At 56.2% G+C, this 13174-nt stretch carries 10 protein-coding genes and 1 tRNA gene; 3 read left to right on the top strand and 8 right to left on the bottom strand.

Features of this window, described 5'->3' with window-relative positions:
- Window positions 1–177: 177 nt before the first annotated feature.
- Entirely contained in the window at window positions 178–402 is a 225-nt protein-coding gene (locus VGK23_11740) for a hypothetical protein (GenBank protein HEY3421212.1), read from the top strand.
- A gap of 55 nt (window positions 403–457) precedes the next feature.
- On the opposite strand, the gene VGK23_11735 is transcribed toward VGK23_11740, so the two are convergent.
- The 5 genes from VGK23_11735 to ppk1 form a co-directional block, all read right to left on the bottom strand.
- The gene (locus tag VGK23_11735; protein ID HEY3421211.1) at window positions 458–922 is read right to left on the bottom strand and encodes a DNA polymerase ligase N-terminal domain-containing protein; all 465 of its coding nucleotides are present in this window, start codon (window positions 920–922) and stop codon (window positions 458–460) included.
- Between the two features lie 173 nt (window positions 923–1095).
- Window positions 1096–4515, bottom strand: a complete 3420-nt coding sequence (locus tag VGK23_11730) for a PAS domain S-box protein (GenBank protein HEY3421210.1) — start codon at window positions 4513–4515, stop codon at window positions 1096–1098.
- 113 nt (window positions 4516–4628) lie between these two features.
- Window positions 4629–6194, bottom strand: coding sequence for a Ppx/GppA phosphatase family protein (locus tag VGK23_11725; GenBank protein HEY3421209.1), 1566 nt, complete (start codon window positions 6192–6194; stop codon window positions 4629–4631).
- The gene (locus VGK23_11720) at window positions 6181–7692 is read right to left on the bottom strand and encodes a CHAD domain-containing protein (protein ID HEY3421208.1); all 1512 of its coding nucleotides are present in this window, start codon (window positions 7690–7692) and stop codon (window positions 6181–6183) included. Before VGK23_11720 ends, VGK23_11725 begins: the two co-directional genes overlap by 14 nt.
- Window positions 7679–9832, bottom strand: a complete 2154-nt coding sequence (gene ppk1, locus VGK23_11715) for a polyphosphate kinase 1 (GenBank protein ID HEY3421207.1) — start codon at window positions 9830–9832, stop codon at window positions 7679–7681. The genes VGK23_11720 and ppk1 overlap by 14 nt, the downstream gene beginning before the upstream one ends.
- Window positions 9833–9968: 136 nt before the next feature.
- On the opposite strand from ppk1, the gene VGK23_11710 reads away from it, so the two are divergent.
- Both VGK23_11710 and VGK23_11705 read left to right on the top strand, forming a co-directional pair.
- Window positions 9969–10055: transfer RNA gene (locus VGK23_11710), tRNA-Leu, on the top strand.
- A gap of 68 nt (window positions 10056–10123) precedes the next feature.
- Window positions 10124–10576: a flavodoxin family protein gene (locus VGK23_11705; protein ID HEY3421206.1), complete on the top strand. Its 453-nt coding sequence runs from the start codon at window positions 10124–10126 to the stop codon at window positions 10574–10576.
- 11 nt (window positions 10577–10587) lie between these two features.
- On the opposite strand, the gene VGK23_11700 is transcribed toward VGK23_11705, so the two are convergent.
- The 3 genes from VGK23_11700 to VGK23_11690 are packed head-to-tail and all read right to left on the bottom strand — an operon-like array spanning window position 10588 to window position 13154.
- On the bottom strand, window positions 10588–11919 hold the full coding sequence (locus VGK23_11700) for an MFS transporter (protein ID HEY3421205.1): 1332 nt from the start codon (window positions 11917–11919) through the stop codon (window positions 10588–10590).
- Between the two features lie 60 nt (window positions 11920–11979).
- Window positions 11980–12309 (bottom strand): DUF1634 domain-containing protein, encoded by a 330-nt coding sequence (locus tag VGK23_11695; GenBank protein HEY3421204.1) that lies wholly within the window; start codon window positions 12307–12309, stop codon window positions 11980–11982.
- Entirely contained in the window at window positions 12309–13154 is an 846-nt protein-coding gene (locus tag VGK23_11690; GenBank protein HEY3421203.1) for a sulfite exporter TauE/SafE family protein, read from the bottom strand. The genes VGK23_11695 and VGK23_11690 overlap by 1 nt, the downstream gene beginning before the upstream one ends.
- Window positions 13155–13174 lie beyond the last annotated feature (20 nt).

Raw genomic sequence — 13174 nt, 5'->3', positions numbered from 1 at the left:
CCAACAGTGCGAAAATGCTTTTCTTGCTGGCTCCCGAACGGTTTCTACAACCGGATATATATGGGAAATGAATACTGGGAGCGTAACATTATGAGATAAATTTTATATATAGGTCATGTTCATTACTTACTGGATAGTTGGCCAGTATCCGGCCAAGTGTCAAAGGAGGGATATCATATGGTGATGGAACAGATTAGCCTCGACAAGGCCAAAGAGATCGCTAAGAAGAAGGGTCTCAAGCCGGGCCGTGTAAAGGGAACGAACGGGATTCAGTTCACAAAGGGATCCAACGCCCGCCTCGAGATCGTCTCATGGGAAGACTTTGAGAAGACTCTCGGCAAGAGGGGACTCTCAGTATACGAGTCCGGCGGCTGGATGAAAATAATGAAGAAGGCCAAGTAAGGGCCTTCCCTCACTCGGTCAAACCCGATAAACCCCTTTCTTACGTTTTTCTAATTCACAGCTTCATTATCAGCCAGTTCTTCGGTGAGCTTTCCCTCCCCTTGAACCGGACTATGGAGTATCTGCCCTTCAGTCTGTTGCCCTTCAGCTCAACCACCACCTTATCCTGATCGCGATGCTCAAGAACGTACTCGCCCCGGTCCCAGATCATTACCTTCCCGCCTCCGTATTGGCCCTTGGGGATCTCGCCCGCGAAGTCCGCATACTCCAGCGGATGGTCCTCGGTCTCCACCGCTAGGTGCTTTGTTCCCTTCTCCTCCGGCACCCCTTTGGGCACGGCCCAGCTCTTCAGAACCCCGTCCATGGACAGCCTGAAGTCATAATGGAGATGCGACGCATGATGTTCCTGGACGACGAAGATCGGCCGTTCCGGAACATCACCTCCTGAAGGTTCCTCGGTCTTGGAAAAATCTCTTTTGGAATGGTATTCGTTCAGGAGCGGGGATCGGTCTGGTGTCATGATCACCTTAACATTCCTTACTCCTGCGTATAAATACGCATCGTCCCGCTCAGGATTTCTCAATTCCGTGCCATTTCTTCGTCCCAACAGCCCAATATGCGATCGAGGTCTCGGGGAGATCGGAGCATCGATAGAAGATCCGACGGCCAGTCCTCCATTATGGTGGATGAGCGTTAGCTGTTCCTGTCCTTGGTCACCGATCTGATCATTTCCACCATATCTTTGATCAGATACGGTTTCTGGACCACTCCTGAGAATCCGAACTTACGGTACTCGGCCATCACTGGGTCGTTGGAGTAGCCGGACGAGACTATGGCCACGGCCTTAGGATCGACCCTCAGGAGCTCGACAATGGCCTCCTTTCCGCCCATACCACCGCGGATGGTCAGGTCCATGATGACCGCATCGTAACCCTTCCCTTTCCGCATCGCTTCCACATATAGGTCGATGGCCTCCCGTCCATCTTTGGCCGTGTCGACTATGAAACCACTAGCCTCCAGAAGCTCTTTTCCTACCTCAAGGATCGATTCCTCGTCATCCATGAGAAGAACCCTCGAACCCGTGTTCACGTTCTTCTTGGCGACTGTCTCCTTTGACACATCCAGCAAAGCCGAGGGAAGGTTCATGACGAAGGTCGTGCCACGGCCTTCTGCGGTCTCCACATCGATCCAGCCACCGTGCCGGTTGGTGATGGAAAGAGCAGTGCTCAAACCCAAACCTTTTCCCAGGCCTTTTGTGGAGAAATAAGGATCGAAGACCCTGTCCAGGTTGTCAATGGAGATGCCCGGTCCCTGATCGCTCACCGACAACGTGACATATTTTCCTGACGGATGTCCGTTCTTGTTTCGTTCCATGGAGAAATTTGCGATCCTTATGATGATCTCCCCGCGACCATCCATCGCCTCGCTGGCATTTCTGACAAGATTGCCTATTGCGTGCACCATCTGGCCTTTGTCGACCTGGACCAGATCGATGTCCTGGGGGCATTCGATGTGAACGGTGCTTAACGAACCCACCAGGCCAGAGCCGACCGCCTCCTGGACAATATCATGAATGTCCTGGACCTCTTTGACCGGCTCCCCTCCCTCGGAGAAGGTCAGCAGTTTGTCCGCCAGCTTCTTGGCCCTTATGATCTCCGATTCCGTTTCGGCCAGGCGGACCATCAGCGGGTCATTCTCCATTATCTTCATCTTGATCAGGGTAACATTGCCCACAATGGATGTGAGCACATTGTTGAAATCATGAGCGATGCCGCCAGCCAAGGTACCCAGCGATTCCAGCCTCTGCCCACGGAGCATCTCCTGTTCCATCTGGATGCGCTCACTTATATCCCTGCCTACGCTCTGAACCTCCAGGATGTTCCCATCGGTGTCGAAAATGCCGCGGAAGGTGGTCTGCATCCAACGCATCTTCCCGTCAGCCCTGATCAGACGGAACTCCCAGCTGCTGGTAGGATTCTCCGGGGTCAAAGACGACATCATTGTCGTCAGGTCGTTCTCCTCACCTTCTGGGATCCCCAGTTCGAAAACCCTTCCGACCAGGTCTTCCATCCTCTTGCCGAAGAAACGGCAGAAAGCCCCATTGACAAAGGTGATGGTTCCATCCAGTAGTACTCTGGATATGAGGTCGGTCTGATCCTCTACCACCGAACGGTATTCCGCCTCTCTCTTTCTCAAGGCCTGTTCCATCAGGTCATTGTCCGTGATGTCCCTGAAGATCGCGAACATGCCCAGGTATTGACCTTCCGGGCTTTTCCTCGGTGTAGCGGTCACCAGGAGGGTCTTGCGGGCACCATCTGGCCTCAACAATGTCCAGCGGTACGTTGATCGGACCTTGTTCCCGTTGACTTCGTCCAACAGCTTTTTCCTACCTTCATCGTCGGTGAAATCCATGATCTTTAGGTCCACCAGCTTGCCCTTTTGGATGCCAAAGACATCATCCGCCGCTGGGTTGGAGAATGTCACCCTGCCTTTGTCGTCCACCAACACTATGCCCTCTCCCTGGTTGTTCACCAGGTCACGATATCTTTCCTCGGAGACAAGCAGGTCCCTTTCCGCGTCATTCCTACGATCGATCTCAGATTCCAGCACCCTGTTCATTGCCAGGAGCTCTTCTGTTCGCTTCTCGACTAGCTCTTCGAGGTTCTCGCGGTGTTTTCTAAGATCTTCCTCTATCTGCTTCTTCTCGGTGACATCGTTCCCAACGACCTGGATCTCCCCAGGTCCGCTATCGTTCGGTATTCCGCGCAAGGTCCACTGGTGTGTGCGTTCGCGTCCCCGGTTGTCAATCACGTTGAACTCGCTGCTCAAGACTTCGTTGGTGCCGATCAGCGATTGCGCTTTCATTAGGAATCCGGCACGGTCCGTGGAACACAGGTATGTAAGAGAACTGTCTCCTATGACCTTGCCTGCTTCCTTGCCGAAGTAAATGCAGTACTGTCCGTTCGCAAAAGTGATCTTCAGATCCTGGTCGATGCGGAATATCAGGTCGGTCTGGTCCTCGACCACCATCCGGTATCGGTCCTCGCTCTTATGGACCTCGGATTCTGAGCTATGGAGGCTATCAAGCATCTGGTTGATGGATACAGAAAGTGTGGACAGTTCGTCTCGACCGTCGATCCTGACCCTCTTGTCGAAGGACCGATCGTCCCTGACCATCGCCACATCCCCATCCAGTCTGCGGACCCGTGAGGTGATGAACCTTTCAATGAACAGCACTGAGACCAGTGTGAACATCAATCCCACCACTATCAGGGCGGCATTCAAGTATCCGAGCGTGGTCTGGCCCTGGAGGTATACGTCCCGGTTCATTTCGGAACGTATGATCATGGAATATTGCCCCGAAACATCCTTGACCGATGAGAACACGGCAATCGACGATTCGTTGATGATCTCCACATGGTTATTGCCGGTCATAACAAGGTTCTGATCCTGTGCGCTCAATTCCGAGTTGATGATCGGGTCGTTGATGGGAAGCAGGGTGAATTTGGAGCCTGTCAAACCTTCGATGATTTCGATCTCTGTCGTGTCCAGGTATCTTCCCATGATTAGCTGCCCATGACTCGGCCCCTCCGCTTGGCTGGTCAGGATCGCGTGGCTTGAGACCATCAAAGGCCTCCCATCGATCTCCACGATTCCCGATACCCCGGACATATCGCCAGTTTGGACAAGCATAGGATCATCCGGCACCAGATGGTCCATGAACGATCGTGGAGGAGCTATCTTGGTGTCAGATCCGAGATCGAAAAATGTGACGTTGACGATCGAACCGTCACTGTCGACGACAACAAAGGCGTTGATCTTCAGGTTCGTGAAACTGCTGTTGTCAAGATCATTGGTCTCAAAGTCCGCGTTGTGGTCCTCTGCGTATTGGTACGCGACATCCCAGACCGCCCAGTCATAAACATTCCTCTCAAGCTGGTTTTCCTGGTTCTTCAACGAGCTAATGATGCGCTGGACATTGTCAGTGCAGTCCTTTTCCTCTATCCTAGTGTATCCTTGGCTCAAGACAATGGAGGAGAACCCGGCCAAGACGATGACCATGGCTAACATGATCATTCCTGTGACGAGGAACGTCTTGCTTCTGAGTCTCATCTTGCATCCTCGCGGGCCACATACGCGCTGGGGCCCGTTTTGTGGAGGCTAGGAGGGCCATTCAGTGTATATATCCACGGGGGGCTGTTTTCGCAATCCTGATAACGGAAGGTTCAGGTCCTTACGACGTTGGATTTGAGGGTGCGTCCAAAGGCCTTCTCGAAGGCCTTCGAATCGGACTCAATGCCCCACACTTCCAGTTGGACATCCTCATCGCTTTGGATGGCCAAGACAGTAGTGGACCTTTCCACCATGACGAACTCGGCATGCTTGACCAGGCCGGTGTGGCTCCTGTCCAGGCTTTCCGCCAGGCGCAGCAGGACCGACAGAAGGATGACAACCTTCTGGGAATGTTCGTCCAGATCGTCCAGGTCTGGATCCTTCTTCCTCGGTATCTTCTTGCGGTGGAAGCGTGCCAGGTCTGCCATGATCAATATCTCACGTTGATCGAACCCGAGCAGCTCTGCATTCCGTATGATGTAATGGGAGTGCAGATGGTGATTGTTGAATGAAATGAAATCGCCTATGTCATGAAGAAAGGCGGCGTAGCCAAGAAGCTCTCTTTCCCAATCTCCGAAATTGTGCAGACCCTGTCTGAACCCGCTGTCGAACAACGACAGGGCCAGGCCTTTGACCCGGTCAGCGTGCATTTCGTCGAGGTTACAGGAACGGCCCAACTGCAGCACGCTCCTCTCCCTCACCGACATTTGCCGGTATTCCTGGTCGCCCCCTTGGGCCAGGTACTCTGCGAGCAGGCCGTCCCGGAGCCCCCTCTCGCTGATCATCACCTCTTCCAGTCCGAACTCGTCCATCAGGGTCTCGAGGATGGCCCCGCCACCGATGATGATGTCCGCCCTTTCCGGGTTCATTCCCGGTACCTTCCTCCTCTCCTCCAACGGAAGGGAGCACAGCATGATCATGGTCTTTTTCAGCTGGGAACGGCGGAGCGTCAAGCTTCGGCTGTCAGCGTTTCCCGTCATCCGGCTGGATATCTCGGCCAGGTTGATTGCCGTCCCGGACGAGGCTACCGAGATGCTGATCTTCTCCTCCTTGACCCGGTGCATGGTCCTGATGACGGCGTTCCTGACATATTTCCGCATCTTGCTGTAGGCATCGGCAGAGACCGGGGTCTTGGCTCCTTCCGGAAGGAACAGGTTGGTGAGCCTTATAGCTCCCAGCTTCAGGCTGTCGAGGTAGGTGTAGTTCTCCTGGTCCCCGATGATGATCTCGGTGCTTCCCCCGCCGATATCGATGAAGAGGGCCTTGCGGCCCCCTATATGAAGCCCACTGGCCACGCCCAGGTAGATGAGGCGGGCCTCTTCTTTGCCAGAGATGACCGACACATCGACCCGCGCTTCCTCGCTAAGCCGTCTCAGCAGGTCGATCTGGTTCTTCGCCTCCCTGGCGGCCGACGTGGCGACGGCTATAACCTCTTCCGCCCCGTAGGCGCGGGAGAGCTCGGCGAACTTCTTGACGACCATCACTCCTCGGAATATCGCGTCCTGGGTGAGCATCTGGTCACGGAACTCGCCCTCGCCGAGGCGCACGACCTCCTTCTCCTGGCTCAGGACGGTGTACGACCGGTTGGGATTGATCCGGACGACCAGCAATCGGACCGAATTGGTGCCGATGTCAATGAAACCCACTGCCTTTGGCCCGTTCATGTCAGTCCAACTCAAACGCTAGCGCCCTATTGAATATCTTCTCGAAAAGGTCCTTCTTGACCCGGACCTTTTCCAGTTCTCGGTCAGGGTACCCGATCGTTGAAAGAATGACCGTTACACTACCCTTCTTCACAATGCACTCTACCGACCGGACCACCGATGAATGTGAAACGTCAAGCGCGTCGGCCACCCGGATCATCGATGCTAGGCGGTCCACCACCTTGCGGTCCGTGGAGTTCAACGTCCTGTAAGCCTTGTGACCCTCCTTGGGAAGGACACCCCGGTGATATCTTGCCACGCTGGCCACTATCGCCCTCTCCCTGTCTCCGAAGGGTAGTCGGTCCTCCCCCATTATCATCTGGAGCGAGTTCTTATGGTGGCCCTTCTGCCCTTCCTTCCAGCCGATGTCGTGCAATACGCCGGCGTACTCGAGCATCTCTCTTTCCGCATCCCCCAGCCGGTGCAGTGATCGGAGATGGTCGAAGAGCTGCAGCGACAATTCCGCCACGTGCAGCGAGTGCTCCTCGTCCGCACCGCAGCCCTTGGCTATTGCCTTCACCTGTTCCAGCTTGCTCATCCCGGCCAATTGGGGAAGGGCCAGAGTGGCATCGGGAACGATGGAGTTCAACAGCTCTGTGAAGAACTCCGACTCGATGAGCGATTCCCATATCTTTACGAACTCATTGTATCCAACGATGCGCGCTTCCATGCGGTCGTGCTGAAGGGTGTCGAGGCCGGGATCATCGACCCCCATGGCGGCCAGCAGGTCGATCCACACGTCGCAATCATGTAGTTCGCCCAACCGGTCCTGCAGGTCCTTGACCACGGCGATCTGGCCCTGCATCATCTCACCGTACAGGGTCACGAAGGCCTCCATGGTGTACCGCAGTCGTTTGGCTGCGATCCTCATCTGGTGCTGCCGTTCCTTCGCGTCCGGTTGGTGGACGCAATCCTGCAGCGACAACAGTTCGTCCAACCGCAGGGAGATGTGATGGAAGGCCCGTTCCATCGTTCCGTAGGGAACCGAGCAGCGCGGGGTGTTCTGGACCTCCTCAAAGGTCCGCCGCATCTGTTCCAAGGCGCCTTTCCGTTCCAGCCTTTCCAGGCCGGAATTGATGCGCGGCTGTGCAGTGGCCCGCCGCCCCTCCAACCCCGCCATCAAGGCCGTAAGCGATGGACGGCCTTCATGGGAATCGACAAAGTCCTTCAGGAACGCAATCTGGACATCGAGGTCCCTGGCCTCTCCCAGGTCCCGGGTGACCGATCGTACCGCCCGGTTCCATCTCCGAACGTCCTCCTCTTCGAAGCATTCGCCGAACAGCCCCAGGGCAGACCTCAGTCTTCTTGAGGCCACGCGCATCCGGTGAACGAACTCGATGTCATCGTCTCCCTTGACGCCCTTGATCTCCGAGGTCAAGGAATCCAGTGAGGCGAGCAGGCGTTCAGCCCCGTACGCCCGGTAGTGCTCCATGTCGCATATCAACATGGGCGGTTCGGTCTTAGGATCCGCCATGCCATTTCCCCCGGTGCTTGATCATCCACAGCTGCGAGTTCATCTTCTTCTCCCCATGCTCCAGCTTCTCCCGGTGATAGGAACCGTCGGAGAAGAGCACCCATGACTTTACATTGTCCGCCAGATGCACTTCGAGTATGTCCTTGACGATGGCGCTCCTCAATTTCTTGTCGCCGACGGGGAACAACACCTCCACGCGTTTCTGCAGGTTGCGGGGCATCATGTCCGATGAGCCCAGCAGGACCTCCTCGTCCCCGCCGTTCCGGAAGTAATAGATCCTGGAGTGTTCCAGGAATCGACCCAGGATGGAGGTGACCCGGATATTGTCGCTCACACCTTTGATGCCCGGACGAAGGCAGCAATGCCCCCGAACGTTGAGGTCTATCTTGACCCCCGCCATCGACGCCTGGTACAGGGCCTGTATGACCTCCTTGTCCACCAGGGCGTTCAACTTCCAGCCGATATATCCATTGCCCTTCTCTTTGTGCCGTTCGATCTCCCGCTCTATGCGGCGGACGATCTCCCTTCGCATGGAGACCGGCGAGACCAGAAGTTTCCGGTAGTCCACCTTCTGGGAGTATCCAGTCAGTGAGTTGAACAGGTCGGAGACGTCCGATCCTATTTCATGATCGGCGGTAAGGTAGCCGATGTCCCCATACACCCGGGCGGTGTTGGCATTGTAGTTGCCTGAGCTGATGTGCGAATAGCGGATGATGCCGCTCTTCTCCTTGCGGACTATCAGGCATAGCTTGGCATGCACCTTGAGGTCCGCCAGTCCGTATACGACATGCACCCCCTTGGTCTCCAGCGCCCTGGCCCATTCGATGTTGTTCTCCTCGTCGAACCGGGCCTTGAGCTCCACGGTGGCCGCCACCGCCTTGCCGTTGTCGCGGGCGTCCATCAACGCCTCGATGATGGGCGAGTTCCGGTCCACCCGGTACAGTGTGATCTTGATCGCCAGCACTTCCGGGTCGACCGCTGCCTGTTTGAGCAGGTTCACCACCGGGACGAACGAGTCGTAGGGATGGTACAAAACGAAGTCATGTTCCTTGATGGCCGCGAATATGTTCTTCTCGTTCTGCAATGCGGGCGGCACATAGGGCAGGAATGGAATGTCCTTCAGGTCCTGCCGGGGCAGGCTCCACAGCTGCCACAGGTCAACGAACCCCAGCGGTGGCGGGGTCTGGTATACCAGGTAGGGAGGGAGCCCGAGCTTGCTGGCGAAAAGGTCGCGCAGGTGCACCGGCATAGAACCGTCGACCTCCAGACGGGTGGGGGCGCCGACCCTCCGGCTCTCGACTCCCTCTTCCACCGCCGTTAAAAGGTCCTCGGCCTCATCCAGTTCGATCTCGATATCCGCGTCCCGAGTGATCCGGAATGTGTAGGAGGTTTCCACCTGCATCCCCGGGAAGAGCATGTCCAGGTTCGATGCCACCAGGTCCTCCAGGAAAACGAAATGGGTTCCCTTTCCGGTTTTGTCAGTGTCGTCGTCGAACTCCACCAGGCGCGGGAACAGCCCGTTCGGCACCTTCACCCGGGCGTACTTTTCCCTTCCGTTCGTGTCCCGGACCACGACGGCCAGGTTGATGGAGAGGTTGGAGATGAACGGGAAAGGGTGCACCAGGTCCAACGCCAGCGGGGTCAGGGTAGGGAAGATGACCTTCTCGAAGTGCTCCCTCAGCTGGCCCCTTTCATCCATCGTCAGCTCCTCCATCCGATGGATGTGGATGCCGTTCTTCTTCAGCTTGGGCAAGATGTCGTCCTGCCAGCACCGAAGATGTTCGTCCAACAGCGGCTTCAGCTCCTCGCGGAGGGCAAGGAGCTGTTCCAGCGGGGTCATTCCATCAGGGGGAGGTTCCAGCGCACCCTTGTTAAGTTGACGTTTGAGCCCGGAGACCCGTATCATGAAGAACTCGTCCAGGTTGCTGCCGCAAATGGCCAGGAACTTCACCCGTTCCAGCAGCGGGTGGGTTTCATCCTTGGCCTCTTCAAGCACACGGGTGTCGAACCTTACCCAGCTGATCTCCCGGTTGATGAACAGGAGAGGGTCATCTAGGACCTGTTCCGCCCCTTCCTTGACGGGCCTTTTGAGGTCGATGACCACTTTCTTTTTCTGGGACTTCTTGGGCTTATCTTTCATCTTGGCGGGTAAAGGCGAGCAATCCGTATTTATCTTGTCCACATGTTTTTGGGTCGATCGTGGAACGGCTTCTGCGCAGTCCGGCCCCATCAATAAGCTTTTTGTACAAAGACCTCGTTCGGTAAATTCCAGCTTTGGAGGGGTAGCCAAGCTTGGCCAACGGCGCTAGATTCAGGGTCTAGTCCCTAGCGGTCCAAGGGTTCAAATCCCTTCTCCTCCACCATCATTTTTCTAAAGTCTTGTCCATCAAATTCCGCAATCCTTATCGTCGACCTCAGCGGTGGCGGGGGCATGAAGGCCCTGGTCTTGTTCGATTCGAAGTACGGGAACACCGAGAAGATCGCCCAAGCTATCGCAACCGGACTGAGAGAGGGAGGTATAGAACCGGTCGAGTGCCGTGCCCTGTCAGCTTCCGGGGAGGAGGACTTCCGGGGCAAGGACCTATGGGTGCTGGGCACGCCGACCCACTATGGCAGCGTTCCGTTCCGCTTTTCTGCCCTACTGAAGAATGCCTTGAAAGAAGATCATCTCGGCGTCCAAACGGCCGTTTTCGACACCCGAATGAAGGATTTTCCCAAAGGGGCCGAATCGAAGCTAAGGAAGATACTGGAGAAAAAAGGGAAACCAGTGATCGCTGACGCCTCGTTCGTCGTCGCAGGGATGCGCGGTCCTTTGGAGGAAGGGGAAGAGGAAAAGGCTAGGCTCTTCGGAAGGCAGATTGCCGACCTGTTGCAGAACAAGTGAGCAGGACCCGTTCAATCGCATTTTATGATGTGGGGGCCTTCATCGTCCCCAGGGACGTTGTCCACATTGGTCAAGAGGAGGAGGACCAGTCCGGCCAGGACGAATCCCGAGGCCATCAGGAATTCCGTCTGATAGCCGTAATACTGGGCGATGAATCCTCCCAGCAACGATCCGAATATGGAGGCCACTCCCTGGATGGAACTGTACATTCCCAGGGACTGGGTGCGGAAGTCCCTGTAGGACATCTTCGAGACCAGGGCGTTGCCGGAAACGCTGATCCCGGCCCAGCACAGGCCTGCCAATGCATGCAATACGAGCATGGCGGCGAACAGGGCTGGGAACGGAAGGTTTAGCATCGTGACTGCGAAGAACGCCGGGAAGATGAAGATGCGCAGAGCGAAAGCGACCGCCTGTATCTTTTTGCCTCCGATACTTCCGATGAGCCTGCCGACCAGTGCATAGGTCAACACCGAAGCGACCGACGAAGCGATGTAGATGATGAATATGTCCGTGTCCTTCAGGCCCACATACTGGCTGAGGAATATCGGGAAGGCGACATAGAAGGAAAGGAAACCGAAGAATGCCAGGAACGTGACGAGGTAATAGCGTTTCAGGTTCGCCGGAAAATTGGCCAACTTGAGGTTCTTCGCGCTGACCTTTGCCACGAACGTCACTCTTTGCGGCAGGTATCTGGCACGTTCTATGATATGCGCATGGGCGTGTTCCAGATCGTCCGGGTCGATGCACTCACGCCTGATCTTGTCCTTCGGTTCCGGCACCCATCGGAAGGCCAGAACGGTGGAGACCAGGCATAGCACTGCCGCCAGCAGGAACAACGCCCGGGTAGAGTTCTCCCCGTCCGAACCGTTGAGCAGCATGAGCCATACTGTACCGATGAGCAATCCAACGACCCAGCCCAATCCTCCCACCTTGCTGAAGTCGCCCAGCCGCTTTGCCCAGTCCTTCTTCTCGAACGATTCAAGGACCAGGACCGTGCCCACCGGAGCGACCGCCGCCGCCAGAAGACCGAGCATGAAGTTCGCCAAGTAATACTGGGGAATGCTGGTCGACAGCCCCATGAGCATGAGCGCCAGACCCATGCCCAGGAAGCCCATGATAACGAACGGCTTCCTCTTCTGCATGGTATCGGACAGATTTCCCCATAGGATATTGGCGGGGACGGCTGCCAATGACGTTATCGCAGAAACTATGCCCACTTGCCCAACCGTGCCCTTCAGTCCTTCGGTGACGAAAAGCGGGATGATCGGATTGGTGCTTCCGCCGGCAATGTTGTATGGAAGGAAGGTGTAGTACCACTTCTCATCCTTCTTGTCGTCGGACATTTCCCATCCCTTTATTAGGTGAATCTGGACGGGGCTAATAACGGTTTGCTTGCATCATCTTCAGAGCCGGATGAAAACCGCCAGGATGATCATCGCCAGCACGAACAGGGAAATGCCGACGAAACGGTAGTCCTTCTCCATGCCGAAGGTGATCCCCGCCGCCAATATCCGGACGAAAGGGGTGGCTATGAGGATGACGATCCCCAGGTCGATGACTGCGATCGGATCGCCGCCGATAACGCCTCCCGGAATTCTATCCAGGGCCATGGTCGTTCCTTCGGCGGGGGCAAATGCATACATCACCAGTCCAATGGTCATGATGGTGAAGCTCAGCATCATTCCGCTGACCAGCACCAGGTGCATGGTCCGGTTCATGCGCTCACTGGCCATCAGACCGCCTCCAGGATGCCGGCGGCCTTCAGGACCATCAGCACGGCGATGATGATCAGGACCATAGAGAAGAACGTGCGGATCCGGTGACCTTCGCTGGTGAAGGTAAGATGGGTTCCAATAAAGGACCCGACGATCACCCCGACCGCCACTGTAGCGGCCAGTACCGGTGATATAAGGCCATAGGAATAGTATACGACCGCACCGGCCAGGGCAGTGACCCCGATCATGAAATTGCTGGTGGCGGTGGCAGCCTTCATGGGCACGCACATGCAGGCGTTCATCACCGGGACCTTGATCACGCCCCCGCCTACCCCAAGCATGCCCGAGGTGGCTCCGGCCAGCAAACCCGCCCCCATGCCCGTCTTGATGCCCTTGACCCCGTAGCAGACCTCCTTGCCGCTTCTGGTATCGGTATATGCGCAGGACAGGTCCAACATCTGGCCGTCCAGTTCGGCGCTCTCTGGGGATATGATACGTTCGGGCCTGCGGAGCATGTAGACCGCACTGTACATCAGCATTACGGCGAAGACCAGTGCCAGGATCTTTTGGTCGGTGTAGATGGCTATGATCGCCCCAACGATCGATCCCACGGTCGTGGTCGTCTCCAGCAGCATTCCCAGCTTGACGTTCACGAAACCTTGCTGCACATATCGTGAAGCAGAGCCCGTGGATGAGGCGATGACCCCGATGAGAGAAGCACCCACTGCCTCCTGCATGTTGAAACCAAGGGCCAGTGTCAACGCCGGAATGATGACGATTCCGCCGCCCAGGCCTAGCAGGGACCCGATCAGGCCGGCGATGATGGCGAAGGCGATGACAATGAGGGCGGTCAAAGGGTCCATTTTGCTCGGGCTCCAATGGT

It is taken from the genome of Methanomassiliicoccales archaeon (assembly GCA_036504055.1).
Classification (GTDB): domain Archaea; phylum Thermoplasmatota; class Thermoplasmata; order Methanomassiliicoccales; family UBA472; genus DASXVU01.
This window is presented reverse-complemented; position numbering and strand designations above follow the sequence as displayed.

Coding starts and splice junctions, on each gene's coding strand:
- VGK23_11740 (HEY3421212.1), top strand. CDS start 178: ATGGTGATGGAACAGATTAGCCTCGACAAGGCCAAAGAGATCGCTAAG.
- VGK23_11720 (HEY3421208.1), bottom strand. CDS start 7,692: ATGGCGGATCCTAAGACCGAACCGCCCATGTTGATATGCGACATGGAG.
- VGK23_11690 (HEY3421203.1), bottom strand. CDS start 13,154: ATGGACCCTTTGACCGCCCTCATTGTCATCGCCTTCGCCATCATCGCC.
- ppk1 (HEY3421207.1), bottom strand. CDS start 9,832: ATGAAAGATAAGCCCAAGAAGTCCCAGAAAAAGAAAGTGGTCATCGAC.
- VGK23_11730 (HEY3421210.1), bottom strand. CDS start 4,515: ATGAGACTCAGAAGCAAGACGTTCCTCGTCACAGGAATGATCATGTTA.
- VGK23_11735 (HEY3421211.1), bottom strand. CDS start 922: ATGACACCAGACCGATCCCCGCTCCTGAACGAATACCATTCCAAAAGA.
- VGK23_11705 (HEY3421206.1), top strand. CDS start 10,124: ATGAAGGCCCTGGTCTTGTTCGATTCGAAGTACGGGAACACCGAGAAG.
- VGK23_11695 (HEY3421204.1), bottom strand. CDS start 12,309: ATGGCCAGTGAGCGCATGAACCGGACCATGCACCTGGTGCTGGTCAGC.
- VGK23_11700 (HEY3421205.1), bottom strand. CDS start 11,919: ATGTCCGACGACAAGAAGGATGAGAAGTGGTACTACACCTTCCTTCCA.